This window comes from Paenibacillus sp. FW104-T2, from assembly GCF_058789975.1.
This window is the reverse complement of the sequence record NZ_JBYTCE010000018.1, coordinates 43,435-65,005: the sequence shown is the minus strand read 5'-3', so window position 1 is coordinate 65,005 and position 21,571 is coordinate 43,435. Positions and strand designations below refer to the sequence as shown.

Genomic DNA, 21,571 nt, shown 5'->3' with positions numbered 1-21,571 from the left:
TTAAAAATACTTGATCAACGTGGCAAGTGCCCCTTGAGCCGAATCGGATTGATAATTTTCATAAGCTTCAGATGCTTCATCCAAGGCGAACATATGCGTGATGGCAGGACTTACCGTAATTCGCTTATCAGCAAGCAGCCTGACGTATTCGTCCATATTTCTTCCTTCCGTCCACCGCACGAAACCGATGGGATAATCCTGATTGTGCTGCTCGTACTGCAGATCGTACCTTCCAGGCCCGCCTGCTCTGGAGATAAGGACCTGAGCTTCTTTGCGAAACATCAAATCTCTTGAAAACTCCATGGACAAATCACCAACGATCACGACTTTTCCCCGGTCACGAAGCCACTCAAGTGACTTGTTGATCAGCACTTCACCAGGCCCGCCAGCACATAAGAGGATGGAATCAAATCCTAAACCTCCCGTTTCGTTCATCACAAAACGCTCCACTTCCTCTTCAGTTGAAAAGCCTGCTTGAATGCCCATCTGCTCCTGAAGCAGCTGAACCCGTGCTTTGCTCAGATCGTATGCAGCCGTGTGACATGCACCAGCAGTGGCGATTTGGGCCACAAGATTACCGAGAATACCCAGTCCAACGACAAGCACCTTGTCGCCGAATCTCACGTCAGCGGTACGAAGCGCATGTATGGCGATGGCTCCGAGCCCGGTAAATGCGGCCTCCTCTGGTTTGACATGTTGGGGTACTTTGGTTATCAGATTGGTCGGTACCGAAATGATTTCTGCATGTCTTACATAAGGCACACCATAACAAGCCACTCGGTCTCCCGGTAGAATATCTCTGACTTCACTTCCCGTTTTTTCCACAATCCCAACAGCGCTATAACCAAGGTATACCGGGGATACGCCTGATCTTTTAATCGCACTCATTTCCGTACCCGGACTAATGCCGGAATATTCGGTCCTCACTTGCACATGTCGTTTGTTCAGTTCGGGTATATCCGCTTCCAGTATCGTGACCTTTCCTTCCTTCGCAGCAACGATTTTCATTAGATACGGCTCCTCCTTCAATCGATTTAGCCTTTTTCCGAACCGAGCATCACCCCTTTAGCGAAATACTTCTGAGCAAACGGATAGATGAGCAGAACGGGGATCATAGAAAGTACGATGGTTGCATTTTTAATAGACTGTGGGGCAAGGGCCGAACGATCCACAAGTCCCGCGTCGTTTTCTGCGCTGTAGATTAACATATCCCGCAGCACGACCTGCAAAGGATATTTATCCGGATCGTTCAAGTAAATCAGCGGTAGGAAAAAGCTGTTCCAGTGGCCCATGAAATAAAAAAGTCCGATGGAAGCAAGCGCAGGCTTGGATAAGGGAATGACAATGTTGAACAGAATCCGGTATTCGGAAGCTCCGTCGATCAGGGCCGCTTCGCGTATCTGGGAAGACATGTTTTCGTAAAAGCTTTTAAGAATGATCAGTTCCATTGTCCAGATGGCATTGGGAAGTACGAGTGCCCAAACCGAATCTGTTAACCCCAGCTGCTGCACGACCACATAAGTGGGAATAATACCGGGATTCAAAAACATGGTGAGGACAATGGCCATCATAAAAAACTTGCGTCCGAAAAATCCTTTTTGCGACAAAGGATATGCGGCTACAGCCGTAAAGAGTAAATTCACAAACGTACCGAATGCCGTATAAAAAATAGAATTCAGGTAGGCTCTTGGAATCGTGTCATTTTTAAGCACCTCGACATAAGCCTCAAGGTTCAGCCCTTTCGGAAAAAGAAACACCTTACCTTGAACGACCGCTGCTGTATCACTTAAAGAAACGGCCGTAATATACACAATGGGATAGAGTGTCGCTACAGCAACAAGACAGAGGATCAGCGAATTCAAGACACCAAAAACCGATATTTTGCGCTCACCTACCATAAGCCATTCCCTCCCAGCCGTTTGCTGATCGCATTGGCGGACAGCAGCATCACCATTGCAACGAGCGCTTCGAATAGTCCTACTGCGGCTGCATAACTGTAATTGGATTCAAGCAGTCCTTTGCGGTATACATACGTTGAAAATACGTCTGCAACGTCATAGGTCATCGGATTATAGAGCAGCAGCACTTTCTCATAACCGACGCGAATCATGGAGCCGGTTTTCAAGATGAACATGATAAGCATCGTGGGAAACAATCCAGGAAGCGTAATATGACGGATCGTATGGAAACGACTGGCACCGTCCACCTTGGCCGCTTCATAAAGCGTAGGACTGATCCCCGCAATGGCTGCCAGATAAATGATGGATTCATACCCTGCGTTCGCCCATATTTCCGAAATGATATAGATCGGACGGAACCAGCCCGGATCTACGAGAAAGTATTTTTTCTCAAAACCAAGTGCAGCCAGCATTTGATTCAAAATACCATGGTTTGGGGAGAGAAAATCGATAATCATGCTGCTGATAATGACCACGGACAAAAAGGCCGGCAAATAACTGAAGGTTTGAACCGATTTCTTAAACCATTTGGTTCTGACTTCGTTCAGCAGAAGGGCGAGCATGATGGGAAAGGGAAAGCCGAAAATAAGCGTATATAATCCCAAGAGCAGCGTGTTCCGGAAAAGCAGCCAAAAATCCTGGTTCGTAAAGAACGTGATGAAATGCTCCAGTCCCACCCATTCACTGCCAAGCACTCCTGTAAACACACTGTAGTCTTTGAAGGCAATAATCAATCCATATAGGGGCCCGTAACGAAAGATGACATAAAATAGGATGCAAGGAAGAAACAGCAGAAGCAGCTGCCTGTCGCGCTTAATATGATTCCACGTCTGTTTAAGCCGGCCTCTGAAGCTCTTCTTTGGCACTTCTTTATGGTAAGCTGCCGAATGTTCCGTGCCGATGTCTGCCATAAGATTATCGCCTCCAATACCATTTTCCCTAAGGAGGAAACGTTCCAGGCATCGCCTCCTCCAGTTCAATCATGTCTTAAGCTCATTTATTTGGATTCGTCATATCTTTTTTGAGCTTCATTATAGATTGCCATCAGTTCCTCCACACCGCCTTTACTGATCTGACCTCTGAAATTCTCCCACTCGGCATCTCCGTAGCCGGCGTCAAGAATATATTTGGAGTTGAATTCTTCAGCTGATTTTTGCAGTGATGTCTGCAGCTCGGCAATCTTGGAGGTTTCGTCGTCCGTAAAATTAAGTATCGGATCAAGGGGCTCGAAGCGATCCTCATTCACGATTTTATCCTGTGCCTCCTGCTCTTTCTCCGAGAAACGATAATAGATGCTTCGATGGTCCGGTCTTAGGTAAGCTCCTTCGAGCCACATGGCATAACGATCCTCGAGCACGGTTATATCCACAAGGGGAAGATCCTTTAGTTCCGGGTACACCGGATATCCGTCCTCGCCCCATTCGAAGTTCACCGTTTCCACTCCGATCGTCATTAACTCGCTCCCGGATGGGCTGGTCAGATAATCGAGCAGTTTAAGTGAAGCTTCTGTATTTTTGTTCTTGGCAACAGCAACGCTGAAATCTGAAACCTCGGGCAGTGTTCTAATATTGCCGGTCGGTCCCACGGGATTGGCATACCTGAGGTCATAGTCTGGATTTTGCTCTTTGATCTGGTTGTAAAAGAGATCCAGGCGTCCAATCCAGTCAAACGTGACAAACGATTTGTCTGTCGTCATCTTGGTCGTCCAGGAATCCTGAGTATCTGTCAAAAATTCGGGATCAAGCAGTTTTTCATTGTACAATTTCTTCATGAAATCAAGCATGTCCTTATGCTCTTGCTGTACTGCGGCGTACTTCCATGTGCCGTCTTTTTCATCGTAATAGGCAGGGTACTGATCCGTATTGCCGAGTCCCCAGCCGAAGGCCCAATCTCTGAAGATATTAGCCAAGCTCTTGGATGCATAGGGGTAAGAATCGGGATAAGCTTTTTTTACTTTTTTCAGAGCTTCATAAAACTCGTTCGTGTTCGTCCATTCCTTGATACCAAGCTCATCAAAGATATCCTTCCTGAACATGAATCCGTGATTTACTTTGCGATTGAGATTGTATATAGGCCAGGTATATATATTGCCGGCTTCATCGCCGAAAGATTTGATGACCCAGTCGTTTTCTTCTATATATAGCTTTTTGAAGTTAGGGAGCTGATCTGCGTATTCATTGATGGCAACCACACCGTTTTGTTTGCCGATTTTCTTGAGTTCGGCCGGTTTTAGCCCTGTAAAAATGTCCGGCAGCTTACCGGATGCCACAATGACTTTTAATTTATCCTGGTAGGTTTGTGGGGAATACGTTTGGAAGTTCACTTTAATACCGGTCCGTTTTTCAAGCTCCTGGACGACCAGTTTGCTCGGGCCCAGGTCTTTTGCATTGCTTGGCAGCATGTACGTGATGGTCGTCGGCTCATCAACAAGAGGCAAAGTAAGCCCCCCTGTATCACCGTACTGTCCGGGTTCCTGGGGCGGTAGGGCGGTCGTCGAACCGCCTTTGTCTGTACCGCTGCTGCATGCGGCAAGGATTGAGGTCAACAGTGTGATCGCAAGTAGTATTGAAATCCTCTTTTTCAGCTTCATCAAACATTCCTCCTTCAGATAGGTGGATCTGATTCACTAGAGCAAGGAGTCAAGCACGTATAAGGTTTGATCACATTTCCATGAGAATGGTGCATTTTTGTAGACGACTTTGCTCTGCGCACTCCAAAAACCGGATGACTTCCAGCGTTTCGGAAGGATGCACGGTGCACACGCCGTTTTTGAGCCAATTCATGACCGACTTCAGGAGCTCTTTGTAGCTCGGTTCAAGCGGGACATGCTGGTTAGCGTTTCTGGTGTGCAGCGTTATTCCAAAGTTCTCTGGGCTATTTCGAATTCCGCGGATCGTTCCCATCCTTCCCTCTTTCCAGGTTCCGGTAATGAGATCACCATGATCGGTAGAGAAGGCGGTCACTTCCCTGCATCCAGGGCCCATGACTTGAAAGAGTAGTTCTGCCGAATGGATGCCGTACCAAAAATAATGTCCCTGCGTAGATTCGATGTGCATCGGGCCGTACACGTCCGCCCCCAAGATGTCTCCTCTTGTGCATTCAGGCAGGGCTTCGGCATAACGCAAGCTTGAAGCACTCATTAACGGGATTTGAAACTCTTCTGCAAGTCTGATGATTTCACCTGCGTCTGCTGAAGACAAAGCAAAAGGTTTATCGATAAACACGGGTTTCCGGTAAGAACAGATCGCCTTGAACTGATTCAGATGTATCCTTCCGTCGGCACTCAAGATAAGGATGGCATCGGTATTTTCTGCAACTTGCTGCATCGTGGGCATCAGTCTCACTCCGTATTCTTTCGTCATCCGGCCAGCAAACGTGTTAACACGGGTGATACTGATTGGAAAATCCGGAGATCCGCCCGCATATGCAGTCGTCACTGTCACATCTGCAAAAAGAGTCTCCTGACTTTCGTGAAGAATACGGGTGAATGCCAGGGCATGAGAGCTGTCAAGTCCAATGATTCCGATATTCATGTGTGGGAAAGCGAAGCAACCCTGAGCCACTCATCCAGATGCTGCTTCACAAAATCATCATCATTCAGGTGAGGATACTGGCGGTGTACACGATCGATTTCCTCTTTTTGCCCGTCGGATAAGGTCTCCTGCGGATTCAAGCACCAAATTCCTCTCATGAGACCCTGCCTTCGAAGAACCTCGTGTATCCCCGATATACAGCCAGCAAACTGATGGGCAGGATCAAAAAAAGCGGCATTGGCATCTGTAATCTCCACGTTTCGTGTGAGCAAGTCCCGTGACAACGGTGATCCCTTGGGCTTGCGGAGACGCTTCACTTCTTCCAGCAGCTGGACCGCTTGATGTGTCCAGACAGCGAAGTGACCCAGCAGCCCGCCAACGATTTCTTTTTCCATGGTACCTTCTTCCGTTTCGAACCGAAAAGTTGTAAGTAGATCCATCAGAATGTTGTCATCGTTCCCTGTGTACAATGCAATCTCATTGCGGCGGCTCGAGCAGCAAACCGCTCGGACAACATCAATCGTTTGATATCGGTTAAAAGGAGCTATTTTGATGGCGATGACATTATCAATTTCAGCAAAAGCCTGCCAAAAATCGAAGCTTAGCCAGCGGCCACCAACAGAAGGCTGAAGATAAAATCCGATGACCGGCATCAATTCAGCTATCTTTTCCGTATGCCGAAGTAGGTCCTGCTCACTCCAATCATGAAGTCCACCCATACTCAGCAGCACCGCATCATATCCGAGGGCTTTACTAATCTGGGCTTCTTCCTTCGCCTGTTCACTATCCCCGCAAACGCCCGCCACCTTGATGAAGGGCCTTTGCAGGCGAGCTTGCTCCGTTTCCTCTGCGGCCAAGCGAAGTACCCGTTCATAGAGGTTAACCTTGGGATCCCGAATCTCAAATTGGGTGGAATGCACACCAACTGCAATTCCGCCAGCTCCTGATGCGATGTAGTATTTTGTCAGCACCCGCTGATAGACTTCATCCAGCTCTGTGCTTTCATTTAAAGCAAGCGGATGAGCGGGGATGACCAACCCTTCATGGAATGCAGCTGCCTGTTCCGGTGTAAGTGAAGCTTGTTTATTGTCCATTCAGAACCTCCCCTTCCTCTCCGAAAAGTGGGTTGGTTTGTTCCACGTAGGTCCGCCGGATTCAACCCATTCAGCAATGAAATCAATCATTTCCAGCAAGCCTACTCTCGGATAACCGAATTCGCGAAACGCCTTAGCTGCATTGCTGAGCAGAGCCGTTTCGGATTCACTTCCCTCAAACGATGCGGTAAGACCAAACCTAATGGCAAACTGCTGTGCTGCCCAGCGTACGGACATGGTTTCAGGTCCAGTCACATTTAAAATTTCGGGTGGACTTTGGCACTTCAGCAGGCTCCTTAAGGCAATCTCATTGGCATCTCCCTGCCATATCACATTGGCATGCCCCATCGTAAGTGATATTGACTTGCCTTCATGGACCTTTTGGGCAATTTCGAGCAGCACCCCATAGCGTAAATCAATGGCATAGTTCAAGCGGTACAGCAGCATCGGCGTGCCATACGTATGAGAGAAGTATTCAAACATTTGCTCTCTCCCCAGAGTGGATTGTGCATATTCACCGAGAGGTTCCGGGGGTACTGATTCATCTACTCCGCCGAGAGCCACCGGGGAAAAGGGATACACGTTCCCGGAAGAAAAAACGACGATACGCGAATCTTTATACTTTTCTGCCACTCTTCCCGGCAAATACGTATTCATTGCCCATGTATAATACTCTCTGCCCGTTGTACCAAACTTGTTGCCAGCCATATATATGATGTTGTCCGCTGCAGGCAGCTGCATGAACTCGTGATCGTCTAGAAGATTACAGGAAATCGTCTTCACTCCAGCGCTTTCAAGATCGTTCTTCACCTCCTGATCCTGAAACCGGGATACAGCAGTCACCTTCTTGTTCATTCCTCCCGCTCTGATGGCTTGTGCTGCCAATCTCGCAAGACTTGGGCCCATCTTCCCGCCTGCGCCCAAGATAAGAAGGTCCCCGTCCACTTTATGTAAGTCATTGATTAGCCGATCTGATGCCTCCGAAAGCTTTGCTTCCAATTCAGCCACGGTCTTCATCCGAATACGGTCACCTCTCCCTGTTAACTTTCATAGTTGGATCATATGTGGTTCTTATTTTCAATAAGAAATTAGCATACGGCACGTTTTCTGTCAACTGGTTCTTTTGTAGTTCATATAAAATAAAAAAACACTACCTGATGGCAGTGCCTTTTTAAAGCTTCTATTCGTTTTTTTATAACTTGAGACTTTCAGACGGAAGCAACACTTCAGCGAGTCCCTCTTCATCCATTAAATAAGACATGTACTGCTTCAGGCTTTCTCCGAAACGAATCTGAGTTTGCATGGAAATCGACAGATCCCGATATGTCATGTATTTCGAACTATAGTCACGGTGGAGCTCCAACCTGGACGGTTTGTTTTTAAGCTCCACTGCGCATGTTTCGGTTATATATCTGCTTGCAGGTAGACTGTAGGTCTGCTGCCTAATATAGGTCTGTGCCTCATCTGAATTAAGATAATTCACAAAACAGGCTGCCGTGTCCTTTTGGCTCGATTCTGCACTGAGAGCAATGGCCGTTGACAGAAGAAGTGTCCTATCATTCTTAAAATGTGGTAACTGTGCAATATCAAAGGAAAAGTCCGCATTTTTTAGCTCATTCAGCATGTAATATGTGGTTAGCATGACGGATATCTTCTGCTCCTTAAACAACTTCTCGGCTTCAAATTCACCTTGGGCCAAGGCAAGCGGAAATATGCCTTCCTCCGTAACAAGATCCCTCAGCCATCTTAATCCTTCTGTAGGAAAGCTAGTTCCGTTCTGAGCTGGACTGGAATCCGTCGAAGATAGATCGTCCTCGTTTTGCATCCAAAAAATTGGCCACCGGTTCATGGAAAATAACTGAAAAGCGATACTGTAGCGATGAGGCGCCTTAAGTTCTCTGAGCAGCGCCGCCAGTTCATCCCAGCTCCAGCTGCTATTGGGTTCCCCCAGTCTCTTCTCTCTCAGATGCTCCTTGTTGTAACACAGAATAACAGGTGAATAGATGAAAGGCTGTGCTGCCAAAACACCCGATTCCTTCTCAAAATAAGTTGTAAGAAAAGGATATATTGTATCGTCTCGATCCTGGTCGACCAACAAATCAAGGTACTTTTTTTCTTGGAATTGGTACATATCCTGTAAGTTGATGGTTAACGCATCGACAATCCCTAATTTGACAAGATTGGCGATATTGTCTGAATTCATATAAGGAAGCTCAATGGTCTCCACATGAATATGTGGGTGTTTCTCGTGGAATCGCTTAATGAGTTCCTCCATCCCTGCTTCTTTATAAAGTGAGGGATATACACCAAAACGAATGGTTTCCCTCGAAGCAGGCTTTGCCACCTGCGTGCCCACCCTGGGGATTTTAACGATCAATCCCTCCTGTACAAGCTCATCCAGTACGTATCTCACGGAATTTTTACTTAAATTGTACTGTTCTGTTAGTGCCAACTCAGAAGGCAGAAATTCTCCCGGGCTGTAAGAGCCGGAGTTAATTTTTTGCTTCAGGTCGGCAGACATATGTCTGGTTCTGGTCTGAAAAGTATGACGATCTATTTTCGCCATGGGCCGTTCCACCTATCCTCTTCATCTTTTTTTATATTTTACCTATATTTTCATTGTATTTCCTGATTATTATTTTTATTATACCAGATATGAACCAGATTTACACACAGTAAGTAAATGAATTCACAACCACAATCACTCCAAGTTTCCTGGAAACAAGTAAAATCCGGAACGGATTGTCCCGGATTTCCTTGAGTTTAACTCTGCTGCCCATGAGTTTTATCCCTATATGCTTAACATAATTCCAAGTGAATTCGAGCTCCCTGGTGGTTAGGCTCCAGCAGTAGCGCTTCATTAAATCGTTTTTTGGCCTCTTCTTTGTTCCCAAGACCTAGTAATCCAAGGCCAAGCATAAACAAGCAGTGGGTTTGATTCCGCTTATTCAGATCATCCTCAAATACCAGAAAATCAGGTAAGGAGACAGCAAAATAGTCGATTTTCACATCATCAAACAGATGTCGTTCTGCGTAGTCGATCAGCTTGTTAAATCGGCGCTTCGCTTCCTTCGAATGGTTCAATTGATTCCATGCAAGGCCTTGATAGAATATCATCTCCGGTGGCTGATCATTGTAATACATCGCACTCGCTGGTTCCTCCAACCCTTCTGATGCGAGTTTCCAATGATACACAGCCTCTTCTAGCTGTCCAAGTCCCTGATAGGCCATGCCCAGCTCATAGTGAATATTGTTCTCTTGCGCGCCTTCAAGCTTGCCCTCACCCAGATTCTCCGGATATTGAAGCGCCCGTTGAAGCAGCAAAATGGCTTCTTGATAGGATTGACGTGAATTCTCCTGCTTGGCAAGCTCAACGAGAGCTAGTGTATATTGTCCCGTTGCTTTTCCCTCTCCGCCTTCCCAAGGATGAAAGCGGCGACTTAATAATAAAGACAGTGCTTCATGATGGTTGCCTTGCGTGTTCAGCAGTGTAATATATTCCAGATAAAGATCGTCGCGTTGCTCGACCAGGTGCATATGTTTCTGAAGCTTCGATAAACGTTCCTGTGCAGAGACGCCCGTTTTTTTATACAACTGATCGAGTTCGTAGAACACCCGGGCATCGTTTGGATCACATTCAAAAGCTCGGTTAAGAGATTGCAGTGAAGCCTCTGCATCATGGCGCTTGTTATAATAGGCCAGCGCAAGATTGCGATGAGCCGTGGCGAATTGATGTACAAGGCCAATGGAAATCTCCCAGTGCTTTATGGCCTCTTCCGCTCGTTTTTTATCGTAATAGAGGTTTCCTAAATAATAATGGGCCTTACTGTCTGATGGATTTTTATGGATTGTATGAAGCAATACACTTAGATCAAACAGGCTGTTCGGGAAACAGTAATCCGGGGCAGCAGTGCCTCCAAGGTGACGTTCATGTTCTGCTTTCTCAATGAGTCCCATCTTGTCATAGACATAGGCAAGTGTGTAATGAGCCATAGGATACGCCGATCCACCCTGATGGGATGAAACTTCTTCTAGTAGACGTGAAGCTTCCTCATAGAAGCCGCTTCCTACATAATCCCAAGCTAGATTCAAGTAATTATGCGCGTCATCTCTCAACAACCGGCGGAGTTCCGATTTCATTAGATGAGCATCTTCGCTTTTACCCATGGCTTCGAGATTCATGAATTTCTCATATCGGGCACCAAAATCCGCAATGTCCATTGTCAGCGTTTCGTCTGCAAACCTAATAGCTTCCTCATAACGACCTAACTTGCGAAGCAGCGCCGTTTTTACTAGCCTTGATTTGTAGTTTCTTGTATTGCGAATCAATGCACGTTCTACCAAATCCAGTGCTTCTATATATGCGCCCTGCTCGGTAGCAATTTGGCTTAATGCGTAGTAGCCACTATCCTGATATGCTGCAGACCACACTGCTTTATAAAAGGCTTTAAAAGCCTCTTCATTTCGTTCTTGGAGTCGGAGCGTCAAGCCAAGTTGATAGTAAGCTTCACTGTCGTACGGATTGGGATTTCGCCAGGTCAATGACTCAATTGCCTTACGGAAATGCGTTTCCGCTTTCTCCAAAACCCCTCTGCGAAGCAGTAGTGTACCATAAGCAATGTTAAGACGAATGTCAGAAGCATCTCTTCTCAATCCTTCTTGGTAATAGCTTTCCGGTTCAAACGTAGCGTGCCTGTACTGCTCCAAATGAAGACCGGCAAGATACAACTGTTCTGTACTCTTCAGTTCTTCTGGGAGAGGAAGCGGTTTGGCGGCATCCGGTATCTGTTCAATGGATGGTTTTGCCGGCTTGTAGCTGATGAGCAGCTTTTGCTTGGCATCTCGCACTGTGACAAGTAAGTCATGCGGTTGATCTTCATCGTCCAACGTAATGATTGTTTTGTAAGTCGACTCGGGCGAAAGTGTAACAGTATCATTGACATACGTACGCTTACTTCCCTTCAATGTTATGGTTGCTCCTTCAAAGACCGATGTAGCGTAAGCCATAACCGTCGCCACTCGGAGCTGTTCCTCTACTTCTAAATTCACTGCCGCGTCCACGGAAGCATTTTTGACGACTCCAATGTTTTTGTACGGCATGAAATATTGGGTAAACGACTTTTCTTCGTACGGCTGGAGCCAGGTGAAATCGGGTTGATTATCGGTGAATACGCCAGTCATCAATTCGATATAAGGTCCGTCTTCATCCGTCAGACTTCGGTCCCAGGCTTGGCCGAACTCACCGTTGCCCCACGTCCACTGCTTCTTGCCTGGGGAGATATGGTGGTTGGCTACATGCAGCAATCCGGCTTGCACGCTATGGTCATAACCGCCTACAAAGTCATATTCTGATTTGTAGGCCATATAAGAAGTCGGGACCGGGATATTTTTATACCTGGAGATATCGACGCCTTCGGAATAATCCATTTTGTAATAAGTTCCTGTAGCAATCGGGAATTTGGATACATCCCTTTTTCCGTGATCAAAGACTGCTGTGACATCAGGTGGAAATACGGTCTGTGTATGATCATTGACAGCCACGGCCGGGTTGGCCCACCACAAAAAGGTTTGCGGCTCGGAGGTCCGGTTATACATTTGCGCCTTAATTTCAATATAAGCCTTACCTGGATGCAATGTGAAACCCGTAGTTACTTTTGTGCCGTACATGCGATCAATCTCACTAACCCATACGGTTGCGCTGCCGTCCTCATTCTCCGTTGCCGTGTGCTGTACAGGTCCAAACGTATTCGGTCGATGATGCTGCGGCCAGTTAAATTCGATACCTCCTGAGATCCATGGGCCAGCAAGCCCAACGAGAGCCGGTTTAATAACACGATTGTAATACACGAAATCATAGTTGTTTGTTTTATCTAATGCGCGGTAGATCCGTCCGCCGATTTCAGGCATAATTTCGACGCGAATGTATTCGTTTTCAAGAATGGCCATGCAGTAGGATTTGGATTCTTTTTCATCCAGGATTTTATCGATGACTGGATGCGGGTAGACTCGTCCGGAACTCCCCTGGTACACGCGCTTCTCCAGAAACATGGGATTTTTGTCAGGTTTGCCCGTCCCGTAAGTGGGAATTTCAACCTGTTCCTCCCATACCCGCACCTGATTAGAAACGGCTGATGAATCTTTTGTACTCATATCGAGATCCTCCTTTGTGTTATACCATTAAATGTAATGCCGCCCCCCCTTTTTATACAATTAACGAAAGTCGGTAGTTGATGGATTATATTCTTAAACTTGATTGTACAAATGTAAGTAATAAAATAACCGCTCTATTCAATAGAGCGGTCTCTAATAAGTTTATATAACAATTAAATAGTGTGTTATTCTGAAGCTAAGGCATCAGCTTTTGTTGGATGGACGGTGCCAAATGGATGTTCCGGTGGAGCGTAAATTACATACACTTTAAGTGGTTTGTTACCTGTGTTTGTTATGTTATGCCACTTGCCAGCAGGTATCATGATCGCATAGTCTTCGAAGGCATTCACAACAAAATCGAGATTCTCTTTACGATTCCCCATTTGAACCAGTCCTTGACCTTCTTCAATCCGTATAAACTGATCCGTATTCGGATGAACTTCTAATCCGATATCTTCACCTACATTTATGTTCATAAGAGTTACTTGGAAGTGTTCCCCCGTCCATAAAGCTGTACGAAAATTATTATTAAGCTTAGTTACTTTTTCGATATCGACCACCAAAGGTCTCTTCCCATAATCCTTTAGAAGCATCACTTGCTGCCCTGTATTTTCCATACCCATTTGAGATCCTTGGTCTAGTGAATGATTGTTTCTTTCTGTATAAGCTGGATAATAATATGGATTATGTCCAATTGTGTATCCACCATATTGATGTGCTGGTGTGTGGTAGTAATACAATTTGCACCATCCCTTTACAAATATTATGAAGTCAGTATATGACTACATACAGGGAATGTGCCTAGCGAAACAAAGGGCTGAACTGGTTCCTCCGTTTTCATGGATACTTTTTTCGGCTAAAAATTGATTAGATACATCTTTAAAGTGAAGTTGCATCAATTCCTCCAGGGTTTTTCTTCATTATCCCGCGAATCACTTTAAGCCCGACACCAATCATGTTCATTCTGGACAAGCCAAGCTTGTGACTATTTTCTGAGTCAAATTTCATTTCTATTTCTAATCTCCACCTTGAAGTAAGGAAAGAGCCGCTAAGGTAATAGCGACTCTAATAGGATATATGTTTTGTCCCTCGACAGTACCTAATATGAAATACCTACACGATATCTGATATAAGAGTCATCTTTAACTTGCTTATAGGTGAATTCTGCTGTATCACTCACGGATATCTCCGTACCACCTTCAGGCAGAACATCACGCTCTACACGGTATACACCTAAATGTTCCCCATCCGGTAAGTACGTAGGACACACGATCGTCCATTCCAATGTTGATTCTTGAAGCAGCGAGTACACTCGGTGATGTTCCTCCGCAGCACGGGTGGATTTACGCCTCGATTCACTGGATTGATATCGTAGAATATTTGGTTTGAATCTGCTTTGCAGAATACCCGCTGTCCCTACAGTAATGATTCGATTTAACCCTTCTTCCCGCATTGCTTCAATGATTAACGGCATACTTTCGGATAGTGTATTGGTTCCATCTGTGTTCAGTGCACTAATAACGACATCGGCACCACGGATAGCACGCATAATATCCTCTTGGTTCAACACATCCCCTTGAATGATTGTTAAATGTTCATCATGAACCTGGCATTTTTCAGGATGACGAACCAATACAGTTACATGATGCTGATCCTTAAGTGCATAGGCAGTGATCTGACTGCCGACTCGTCCAGTTGCACCCAATACTAGAATTTTCATATTTCTAATGCTCCTCCATCTTCTGCAGTGTTCCTCGGTAACAACATTTCTGAATAAAAGTATCAGACAGTATATAACAAAATCAATAGAAGACATCTATTAAAAAGAAAAAAGCCGCTGATCAGCGGCTTATTTACCATCAATTGAACCGTATTACATCCTCATCACCATCATCATCAACAGAACGTAGGAGCTTAATTCTGATTTACTTGTAGTCCACCAGTATACGAATTAATATTCGGACAAGCTTCCTCAATTGCTCAGGATCTGCAGTTTCACAACGGCTCTGAAGGTAACTGTCCGTCTACTCATAGCAGACCCTGCTATTCACTGGACACGCCAAGCGCTTTGTTCCGTTCCTTAAACCTCTCGTTATGTGACGATACATAAGCCATTTTAGGCGCCTCGGGATCGATATAAAGTTTGGCGCTGTTAAGTGCTAAGGCGGCATCCGTAAATGCCCCTGCAATCAGGTTGAGCTTGCTTTCGTAATTGGCGAAGTCACCAGCCCCGAAGATACCCGGCAAGTTCGTCTCCAGTTTCGGGCTGACAAATATGTTCCAGTCATCCATATCCAGTCCCCAATCCTTGATCCCTGTGAAATCGGACTTCAGTCCGTGGTTGACGATAACCTCATCTACTTCTAGCTCACGTGAATCCCCTGATTCGATGTGGTTAATGGTCACCCGTTCAATCGACTTTCCGTTGCCGCTGTATAACTGCGTAACTTCATATGGCGTAAGCACATCGGCAGAAGACTCCCTCATTCGAACAACGTTTTTTTCATGCCCACCGAAGTGGTCGCGTCTATGCACGACAGTGACCTGAGCAGCGATGGAAATCAGCTCGTTGGCCCAATCGACAGCGGAATTTCCCCCTCCCGAAATAAGGACCCGTTTTCCTCTAAAAGGCTCCAGTTCTTGCACCGTATAGTGCAGATTGGATACCTCATAGCGCTCAGCCCCTTCCAGCTCCAGCTTCGCCATTCGCAGAATACCGCGGCCAATGGCCAGAATGACCGTACGTGTCCAGTGCTTCTCCCCCGTTGCCGCCTCCAGGATGTACGTCGAATCCGCTTGTTTCTCCAACCCGACAATGTGCTGGCCGAATACAAGGGTCGGGTCGAACGTCCTCGCCTGCTCCGCCAATTGGGCGATTAATTTCTCGCATAAGATCGGCGTAACCCCTCCAACATCCCAGATCATCTTCTCGGGATAAATAAGCATTCGCCCGCCCAGCTCGTCTTTCGCTTCGATTAGCTTTGTCTTTAAATCACGCATTCCACTATAAAAAGCAGTATACATTCCCGCAGGACCACCGCCAATAATTGTCACATCGTATAATTCAAGCTGCTCAGTCAATTGATGTCCTCCTCCAGCTGGCTTATGTAACATCCGTATTTATGATAATCATTATCAATAACATTGTAGTCTCGACAGCTTGACAAAAACAATGGACAAAACCGACGGTTGCTTTATACAAAATGGAGGATGCAGTTCCGCCAGTCACAAGGGAAACCAAACTAAGCGAACGTTTGCAGGATATCATCAATTTTTTTGCCGTTGGAGATCATTCCGTTATTCATTCAAGAGAGATTGAACTTTCCTCGCCGGTTCACTTTCAAGCTGCTCATAACGATTCATAAGCAAGACACTCAAGATATACGACTAGCTTTGCTACATCATTCGAGTTTTTATTCCATTTTTCAACATCCATGTTAAAATCGATATAACTAAATAAACGCTAATAAGGAGTATATTTTTAAATGAAAGCTATTCTTATTGACGATGAAGTTTTAGCGTTGTCTTATTTGGAGCTTCAACTACTGAAGATGGAAAACTTCAGCCTTGATATTATCGGTAAATTTACAAACCCATACGATGCCCTGGATATCGTTAAACATGCCAAAGTGGATATCGCCTTTATTGATATAGAGTTACCTGAGATCAATGGTATTGAACTGGCGGAACGCTTGTTGGAGTATGACCCTGACCTGATGGTGGTATTTGTTACAGCCTACCAGGAATACGCTGTGGACGCCTTCGAATTAAACGCCATAGATTACATTGTGAAGCCGGTCCGCTTTGACCGGTTGTCCAAAACAATGAATCGGATATTGGGCAAGAGTACCGCCAAATTGGATACCCCTGATCCCCATCAACCTCTCAGGATGACCATGTTCAAACAAGTCATGATTGAGGAGCCACAATCGCCTGGACAATTTACGTTAATGCAATGGAGAACCTTCCGAGCGCAGGAGCTTTTCCTGTACCTGCTTCAGCATAGGGGACAGCTTGTTCGTAAATCGTTTATCGTTGATTTATTATGGAGCAATACAGATGTGAACAAGGCCTACTCACAGTTGTATACAACCATTTATCATATCCGCAAAACTCTTACTGCATATGGCAAGAGATTTCAGATTAAGAGTGCAAATGAAGGATATATATTAGAGCTGAACCATATTATTTTGGACGTATCACTGTGGGAAGACTCTATGCAGACAATCGATATCTCAGAGGACAACCTGGAGCTTCATCTGGAGAAGTTAAACAGCTATACGGGTGAATATTTGCAGGAATACGATTATTGGTGGGCAGAGGCAGAAAGGCATAGGCTTAAACAATTATGGCTAAACACAGCTCTAAGTGTTGGCAGTTGGTATGAAGCTCAGCAGAGATTTGGCGATGCGTTGACTACATACTTGCAAATTCACCGCCTCTATTCAATAGAGGAAAAGTCTTCGTTTGCTTTAATGAAGCTGTATGACAAATTGAACGAGCCACAAAAAACGATAGAAACTTTTCAAGAACTCACGACACGACTAAAAGAAGAATACGATATTCTCCCAGGGAACGATATTCAACTATGGTTTAAGGAATGGCAAGAGAAACAACTGCCCTCTTAATCCGCATTTTAAATGTATAGCAAAAAGAGAGGCCTATTTACTAGCCCACTATAACGTATGACAAAGGATTGTTCATGTTGCCAACTTTCGCACCTATTAAGAAATTCATATCCAGACACAGGATGGCTTGGCTCATCCTCATTTACTTAGCAACTTTAATTGGAGTAAGGTTTTTCTGGTATACGGAGTTCTCCCCTCCTAATCAGCCACATGCAGCCCAGGGAGAACTTGATCTGTCCCACTGGAAATTTACAGATCAACAGACGATCACACTGAACGGGCAATGGAACTTTACCCCGGGTACCTTCATTCATCCAAGCACATCCTTTAGTCATACATCACATTCTGCTCATTTGACAGAGGTTCCCGGTACTTTTAATGATACGAGTCCAGAATCCAATTTCGGAACTTATCGACTTCGTGTACTTTTGCCTACATCTAATGCGTCTTATGGCATTCATATTCCTGAAATCAAGACTGCTTATCGCTTATATGTTAATGGAAGCCTACTATACGAATCAGGCCATCCTGATGACAACCCGGTTGGAACGATCTCTAAGGTTGTACCCTATACAGATAACTTTACCGTGGAGCAGTCCACCATGGATATCGTCATTCATGTCAGTAATTTTCACTATCATAACAAAGGTGGTATCATTCAATCCATTAAATTTGGAACTCCTTCTGCTGTCCTGAATGAAAAACATTTTAGCGAAAATATGCAATTATTAGTCGGTATAATTCTGCTGCTTCATATGTTATATATCGTTATTCTTCTTTTCGTAGGGCAGCGACAGAAAGAGCTTCTTTATTTTGCCGGAATTATTTTATTTGCCTTGATCGTTACGTTAATAGACGATGACAAAATGCTGCTTCAGTGGTTACCGATTAATTTTGAATGGGCGATACGTATGAGAATTATTGGATACTCCGCTCTTTCATTTTGTCTAGTGTTATGTACAAAGCACCTGCTAAAAGTACACAGCTTTAAAAGACTGATTTTTATCTTTTCTATTATCTTTTACACCTATGTATCCATTACACTTTTCTTTCCGATCAGTTGGCTGGATTATACCTCTAAGATTCTAGGTATTTTTATGCTCACAGCGATCTTACTCGTACCTATTATTTCAAGACAGGCCGTGAGAACTGGTAAAGAAGCAGCCACTTCGATATTACTTGCGGGTATTGCCGTATCGTTTAATATGGTATTCAGCGGATTTTTCAAGTCATGGTTTAATAAAGACCTGCCTTATTACCCGATTGACCTGATTGTAGCCTTTGTTGTGTTTGCATCCTTTTGGTTTGTACGTTTCACCAAAACAGCAATACGTGCCGAGAAACAAGCGGAAGCGCTCAAGAAAGTGGACAAACAAAAAGATGAATTTCTCGCGAATACGTCACACGAGCTTCGCAATCCGCTCCATGCCATCATTAATATGGCTCAATCCATCATCATTCGGAGGAGCAGTAAGCTCGATATATCTGATCAAGAAGATTTGATGCTAATTACCAAAGTTGGCCAACGCATGTCACATCTGCTTGATGACTTGATTGATATTACCCTACTGAAGGATAGCCGGGTTACGCTAGAACCAACAAGTGTCTCTTTACCAGCAGTGGCCAAGGGGGTAGTCCATATGCTGAACTATATGACGGTAGATAAGAACGTGAAACTGCAGAACGAGATTCCTGATACATTACCTAACGTAGCAGCTGACGAAAACCGGCTTACCCAAATAATGTTCAACTTAGTGCACAATGCATTGAAATATACCAAGGAAGGCTGTGTTTCTCTTCGTGCGGAGATCCTGAATGAAGCTGTTTATGTTCATATTATAGATACGGGTATTGGAATTGACGAAGAACTGCAGCAGCGCATATTCTCCCCATATGAACAAGCGGATTCCAGCATAACTTCTCCAGGCAGCGGCTTAGGGCTGGGACTTAGCATAAGCAAAAATTTAGTAGAACTTCATGGCGGAACACTAGAGCTGACGTCTAAGATTGGACAAGGATCCGTCTTCACATTTTCCTTGCCTCTGGCAGGCGCCGTACCGGCTGTTAAGGGTGTACAGAACGGTGAAGAAATAGAGTTTCATTTCAATCACCTGGGATCCGACGTGATGGATGCAGCGATGGAAGCAGCTGTTTCTTCAGAGAATAAATACAAGGTGGATCATATCAAGGGGTCTATTCTTGTAGTGGATGACGATGCCATCAATCTGAAGGTTATAAAATCATTGCTGGAGCTGGAAAACTATGAGGTTACCGCTGTAAACAGTGCTGAAGAGGCCCTTAGACAAATTAACCATAAACAACAGTGGGATCTGGTCGTAACCGATGTGATGATGCCGGAAATGTCCGGATATACCCTGACTGAAATGATACGAAAGAAGTTTACCATTTTCGAGCTGCCTATACTGCTATTGACGGCTAGAATCAGACCAGAAGATATTCATACCGGGTTTCTTGCGGGTGCTAATGATTATTTAACAAAACCGGTTGATATGTTAGAGCTTCAGTCAAGAATTCGCGCTTTAATCCATTTTAAACAGTCTGTAGACGAGCAATTACGTATGGAAGCTGCGTGGCTCCAAGCTCAGATTCAGCCTCACTTTTTGTTTAATACAATCAATTCCATTGCTTCGCTTAGTCTATTAGATCCAGACCGCATGATTACGCTGCTCGAAGCCTTCGGTGATTACTTAAAGGGAAGCTTTAATTCAAGGAACTTAGAGCGCCAGGTCCCTCTGTCCCATGAACTTGATTTACTGCGAGCTTACTTGTATATCGAAAAGGAACGATTTGGAGAGCGATTGGAAATAGAGTGGAATCTGCCTGATCCGTTGGAGGCTAAGCTTCCTCCACTTACGATTCAACCTATCGTAGAAAATGCCATCCGACACGGAATATTGAACCGTACCAGTGGCGGCAAGCTAACTCTATCTGCTAGAAAAGAAGCGGATTACATCCAATTCATCATACATGATAACGGAGTGGGTATGGATAAAACCAAGCTGTCCTCCCTATTAGATCGTAATAAAAAAGCGGGGACCTCTGGTGTGGGATTAACGAATACCGATCGACGGCTCAAAAAAATGTATGGACAAGGCTTAACGATTCAAAGTAAACCTGGTGAAGGAACTACAGTTTCCTTCATCGTACCGAACCCATAGAATATTAAAAGAAGGAGCGAGCATGATTTCATGCGGCTCCTTCTTTTATTAATTTCAAGCCAAAAGCTTGCCCTTTACGATATCTCTCGCCGAATGGCGCCATTGGATGCTTTTCTTATAAATAAACCATGTTAGATACGATAATCTCAGTCTACAGACTAGGATAACCTGGTTCCTCATTTCCTAAGTACATCTCGGTTTTTTCTCCATTGAATAAAAGCTGAATTTGCTTTCGCAATTTGGAAGGATACAATGGTTGCCCGATCAGATTATCGATATCAAGCCATTCATAACGGACGTGATGTCTGTCACCTTGGAGAAGTAAATGGTCCGTTAATCCTTTATATTCGCTTAAAAACACAAAATCCACACGGTGAAATGCCTCACCATATACGCCTTCAATGACAAATTCCAATGAATTAGGAATAATCTCTACTCCGATTTCTTCTGCGACTTCACGCTTCAATGCCTCAGTTAATGTCTCCCCCGCACTTTGACTTCCACCAGGCAGTGTATAAAAAGCATCGCCATCATCGTCTATCTTAATTGCTAACATTTTTCTGTCTTCAATGATTAAGGCCTTTACGGAATTTCTTATCCTTCTCTCCATCTTATCTACTATCCCCTATATTCCTATTGATTTGATCCTCAGGTTCAGTTGCGCTTAAGACGAAGTTAACATACCAGTCTCAACATATTCTGAACACCTCTAATGTATTTTTCGTCAATATTGGCGTAGAGATTTAGTCAACGGGCGATGCAATTTGTATTGGTAATGAAGGTGAAGGCGTTACTCACGTATACATTAACGCCCGCACAGGCGCTGGCGAAGGCATTGACTACAACCTGTAACCTATAACAAAACGAGGCAGCCCCGCGAATACCATCGCTGTGGACTGCCTCTTTTTTTTGTGCTACTGTCACATTAGAATAAATCTCACAAAAACACACTCTGACTCTTTCTACAGATCACGCTTACCGTTCATCCGCTGCACGATGAGCTGGATATTCTGCTTCTTCTGAAGCAGA

The 21,571-nt window shown here is 44.8% G+C and carries 17 protein-coding genes; 3 read left to right on the top strand and 14 right to left on the bottom strand.

Features of this window, described 5'->3' with window-relative positions; all coding sequences use genetic code 11:
* From AC3WQ3_RS20870 to AC3WQ3_RS20810, 13 genes are all read right to left on the bottom strand, one after another.
* Positions 1–1,008 (bottom strand): zinc-dependent alcohol dehydrogenase, encoded by a 1,008-nt coding sequence (locus tag AC3WQ3_RS20870; RefSeq protein ID WP_127537016.1) that lies wholly within the window; start codon positions 1,006–1,008, stop codon positions 1–3.
* Between the two features lie 26 nt (positions 1,009–1,034).
* Positions 1,035–1,898: a carbohydrate ABC transporter permease gene (locus AC3WQ3_RS20865; protein ID WP_127537015.1), complete on the bottom strand. Its 864-nt coding sequence runs from the start codon at positions 1,896–1,898 to the stop codon at positions 1,035–1,037.
* Positions 1,892–2,869, bottom strand: a complete 978-nt coding sequence (locus AC3WQ3_RS20860) for an ABC transporter permease (RefSeq protein WP_492473383.1) — start codon at positions 2,867–2,869, stop codon at positions 1,892–1,894. Before AC3WQ3_RS20860 ends, AC3WQ3_RS20865 begins: the two co-directional genes overlap by 7 nt.
* An 86-nt stretch (positions 2,870–2,955) precedes the next feature.
* Positions 2,956–4,548 carry an extracellular solute-binding protein gene (locus tag AC3WQ3_RS20855; RefSeq protein ID WP_492473382.1) on the bottom strand — a complete coding sequence of 531 codons (1,593 nt, stop codon included), beginning with the start codon at positions 4,546–4,548 and terminating at the stop codon, positions 2,956–2,958.
* A 70-nt stretch (positions 4,549–4,618) separates the two neighbouring features.
* Positions 4,619–5,491 (bottom strand): Gfo/Idh/MocA family oxidoreductase, encoded by an 873-nt coding sequence (locus tag AC3WQ3_RS20850; protein ID WP_492473381.1) that lies wholly within the window; start codon positions 5,489–5,491, stop codon positions 4,619–4,621.
* Entirely contained in the window at positions 5,488–6,585 is a 1,098-nt protein-coding gene (locus tag AC3WQ3_RS20845) for a dihydrodipicolinate synthase family protein (RefSeq protein WP_492473380.1), read from the bottom strand. The genes AC3WQ3_RS20850 and AC3WQ3_RS20845 overlap by 4 nt, the downstream gene beginning before the upstream one ends.
* Positions 6,586–7,602, bottom strand: a complete 1,017-nt coding sequence (locus AC3WQ3_RS20840; protein ID WP_492473379.1) for an NAD-dependent epimerase/dehydratase family protein — start codon at positions 7,600–7,602, stop codon at positions 6,586–6,588. It abuts the gene before it with no gap.
* Between the two features lie 175 nt (positions 7,603–7,777).
* A complete protein-coding gene (locus AC3WQ3_RS20835; RefSeq protein ID WP_492473378.1) occupies positions 7,778–9,151 on the bottom strand; it encodes an ABC transporter substrate-binding protein in 1,374 nt (457 codons plus the stop codon).
* A 233-nt stretch (positions 9,152–9,384) separates the two neighbouring features.
* Positions 9,385–12,735, bottom strand: a complete 3,351-nt coding sequence (locus AC3WQ3_RS20830) for a DUF5107 domain-containing protein (protein ID WP_492473377.1) — start codon at positions 12,733–12,735, stop codon at positions 9,385–9,387.
* 185 nt (positions 12,736–12,920) lie between these two features.
* Complete coding sequence (locus AC3WQ3_RS20825; RefSeq protein WP_492473376.1) at positions 12,921–13,475, bottom strand: cupin domain-containing protein; 555 nt, start codon at positions 13,473–13,475, stop codon at positions 12,921–12,923.
* A 139-nt stretch (positions 13,476–13,614) separates the two neighbouring features.
* Positions 13,615–13,743, bottom strand: a complete 129-nt coding sequence (locus AC3WQ3_RS20820; RefSeq protein ID WP_336781693.1) for a hypothetical protein — start codon at positions 13,741–13,743, stop codon at positions 13,615–13,617.
* A gap of 91 nt (positions 13,744–13,834) precedes the next feature.
* Positions 13,835–14,455 (bottom strand): NAD(P)-dependent oxidoreductase, encoded by a 621-nt coding sequence (locus AC3WQ3_RS20815; protein ID WP_492473374.1) that lies wholly within the window; start codon positions 14,453–14,455, stop codon positions 13,835–13,837.
* A gap of 323 nt (positions 14,456–14,778) precedes the next feature.
* Positions 14,779–15,816 carry an NAD(P)/FAD-dependent oxidoreductase gene (locus AC3WQ3_RS20810; protein WP_336781695.1) on the bottom strand — a complete coding sequence of 346 codons (1,038 nt, stop codon included), beginning with the start codon at positions 15,814–15,816 and terminating at the stop codon, positions 14,779–14,781.
* A 122-nt stretch (positions 15,817–15,938) separates the two neighbouring features.
* On the opposite strand from AC3WQ3_RS20810, the gene AC3WQ3_RS20805 reads away from it, so the two are divergent.
* The 3 genes from AC3WQ3_RS20805 (at position 15,939) to AC3WQ3_RS20795 (ending at position 20,542) form a co-directional block, all read left to right on the top strand.
* Positions 15,939–16,100: a hypothetical protein gene (locus AC3WQ3_RS20805; protein WP_492473373.1), complete on the top strand. Its 162-nt coding sequence runs from the start codon at positions 15,939–15,941 to the stop codon at positions 16,098–16,100.
* 120 nt (positions 16,101–16,220) lie between these two features.
* On the top strand, positions 16,221–17,363 hold the full coding sequence (locus tag AC3WQ3_RS20800) for a response regulator (protein ID WP_492473372.1): 1,143 nt from the start codon (positions 16,221–16,223) through the stop codon (positions 17,361–17,363).
* A gap of 122 nt (positions 17,364–17,485) precedes the next feature.
* Complete coding sequence (locus AC3WQ3_RS20795; protein ID WP_492473371.1) at positions 17,486–20,542, top strand: hybrid sensor histidine kinase/response regulator; 3,057 nt, start codon at positions 17,486–17,488, stop codon at positions 20,540–20,542.
* A gap of 151 nt (positions 20,543–20,693) precedes the next feature.
* On the opposite strand, the gene AC3WQ3_RS20790 is transcribed toward AC3WQ3_RS20795, so the two are convergent.
* Entirely contained in the window at positions 20,694–21,152 is a 459-nt protein-coding gene (locus AC3WQ3_RS20790) for an NUDIX domain-containing protein (RefSeq protein ID WP_492473370.1), read from the bottom strand.
* Positions 21,153–21,571 lie beyond the last annotated feature (419 nt).

Excerpts from the sequence above, each read along its gene's own strand:
- AC3WQ3_RS20845 (WP_492473380.1), bottom strand. The coding sequence starts at position 6,585 with ATGGACAATAAACAAGCTTCACTTACACCGGAACAGGCAGCTGCATTC.
- AC3WQ3_RS20840 (WP_492473379.1), bottom strand. The coding sequence starts at position 7,602 with ATGAAGACCGTGGCTGAATTGGAAGCAAAGCTTTCGGAGGCATCAGAT.
- AC3WQ3_RS20870 (WP_127537016.1), bottom strand. The coding sequence starts at position 1,008 with ATGAAAATCGTTGCTGCGAAGGAAGGAAAGGTCACGATACTGGAAGCG.
- AC3WQ3_RS20850 (WP_492473381.1), bottom strand. The coding sequence starts at position 5,491 with ATGAATATCGGAATCATTGGACTTGACAGCTCTCATGCCCTGGCATTC.
- AC3WQ3_RS20835 (WP_492473378.1), bottom strand. The coding sequence starts at position 9,151 with ATGGCGAAAATAGATCGTCATACTTTTCAGACCAGAACCAGACATATG.
- AC3WQ3_RS20800 (WP_492473372.1), top strand. The coding sequence starts at position 16,221 with ATGAAAGCTATTCTTATTGACGATGAAGTTTTAGCGTTGTCTTATTTG.
- AC3WQ3_RS20795 (WP_492473371.1), top strand. The coding sequence starts at position 17,486 with ATGGCTTGGCTCATCCTCATTTACTTAGCAACTTTAATTGGAGTAAGG.
- AC3WQ3_RS20790 (WP_492473370.1), bottom strand. The coding sequence starts at position 21,152 with ATGGAGAGAAGGATAAGAAATTCCGTAAAGGCCTTAATCATTGAAGAC.
- AC3WQ3_RS20805 (WP_492473373.1), top strand. The coding sequence starts at position 15,939 with ATGGAGGATGCAGTTCCGCCAGTCACAAGGGAAACCAAACTAAGCGAA.
- AC3WQ3_RS20815 (WP_492473374.1), bottom strand. The coding sequence starts at position 14,455 with ATGAAAATTCTAGTATTGGGTGCAACTGGACGAGTCGGCAGTCAGATC.
- AC3WQ3_RS20855 (WP_492473382.1), bottom strand. The coding sequence starts at position 4,548 with ATGAAGCTGAAAAAGAGGATTTCAATACTACTTGCGATCACACTGTTG.
- AC3WQ3_RS20830 (WP_492473377.1), bottom strand. The coding sequence starts at position 12,735 with ATGAGTACAAAAGATTCATCAGCCGTTTCTAATCAGGTGCGGGTATGG.
- AC3WQ3_RS20860 (WP_492473383.1), bottom strand. The coding sequence starts at position 2,869 with ATGGCAGACATCGGCACGGAACATTCGGCAGCTTACCATAAAGAAGTG.
- AC3WQ3_RS20865 (WP_127537015.1), bottom strand. The coding sequence starts at position 1,898 with ATGGTAGGTGAGCGCAAAATATCGGTTTTTGGTGTCTTGAATTCGCTG.
- AC3WQ3_RS20820 (WP_336781693.1), bottom strand. The coding sequence starts at position 13,743 with ATGAAATTTGACTCAGAAAATAGTCACAAGCTTGGCTTGTCCAGAATG.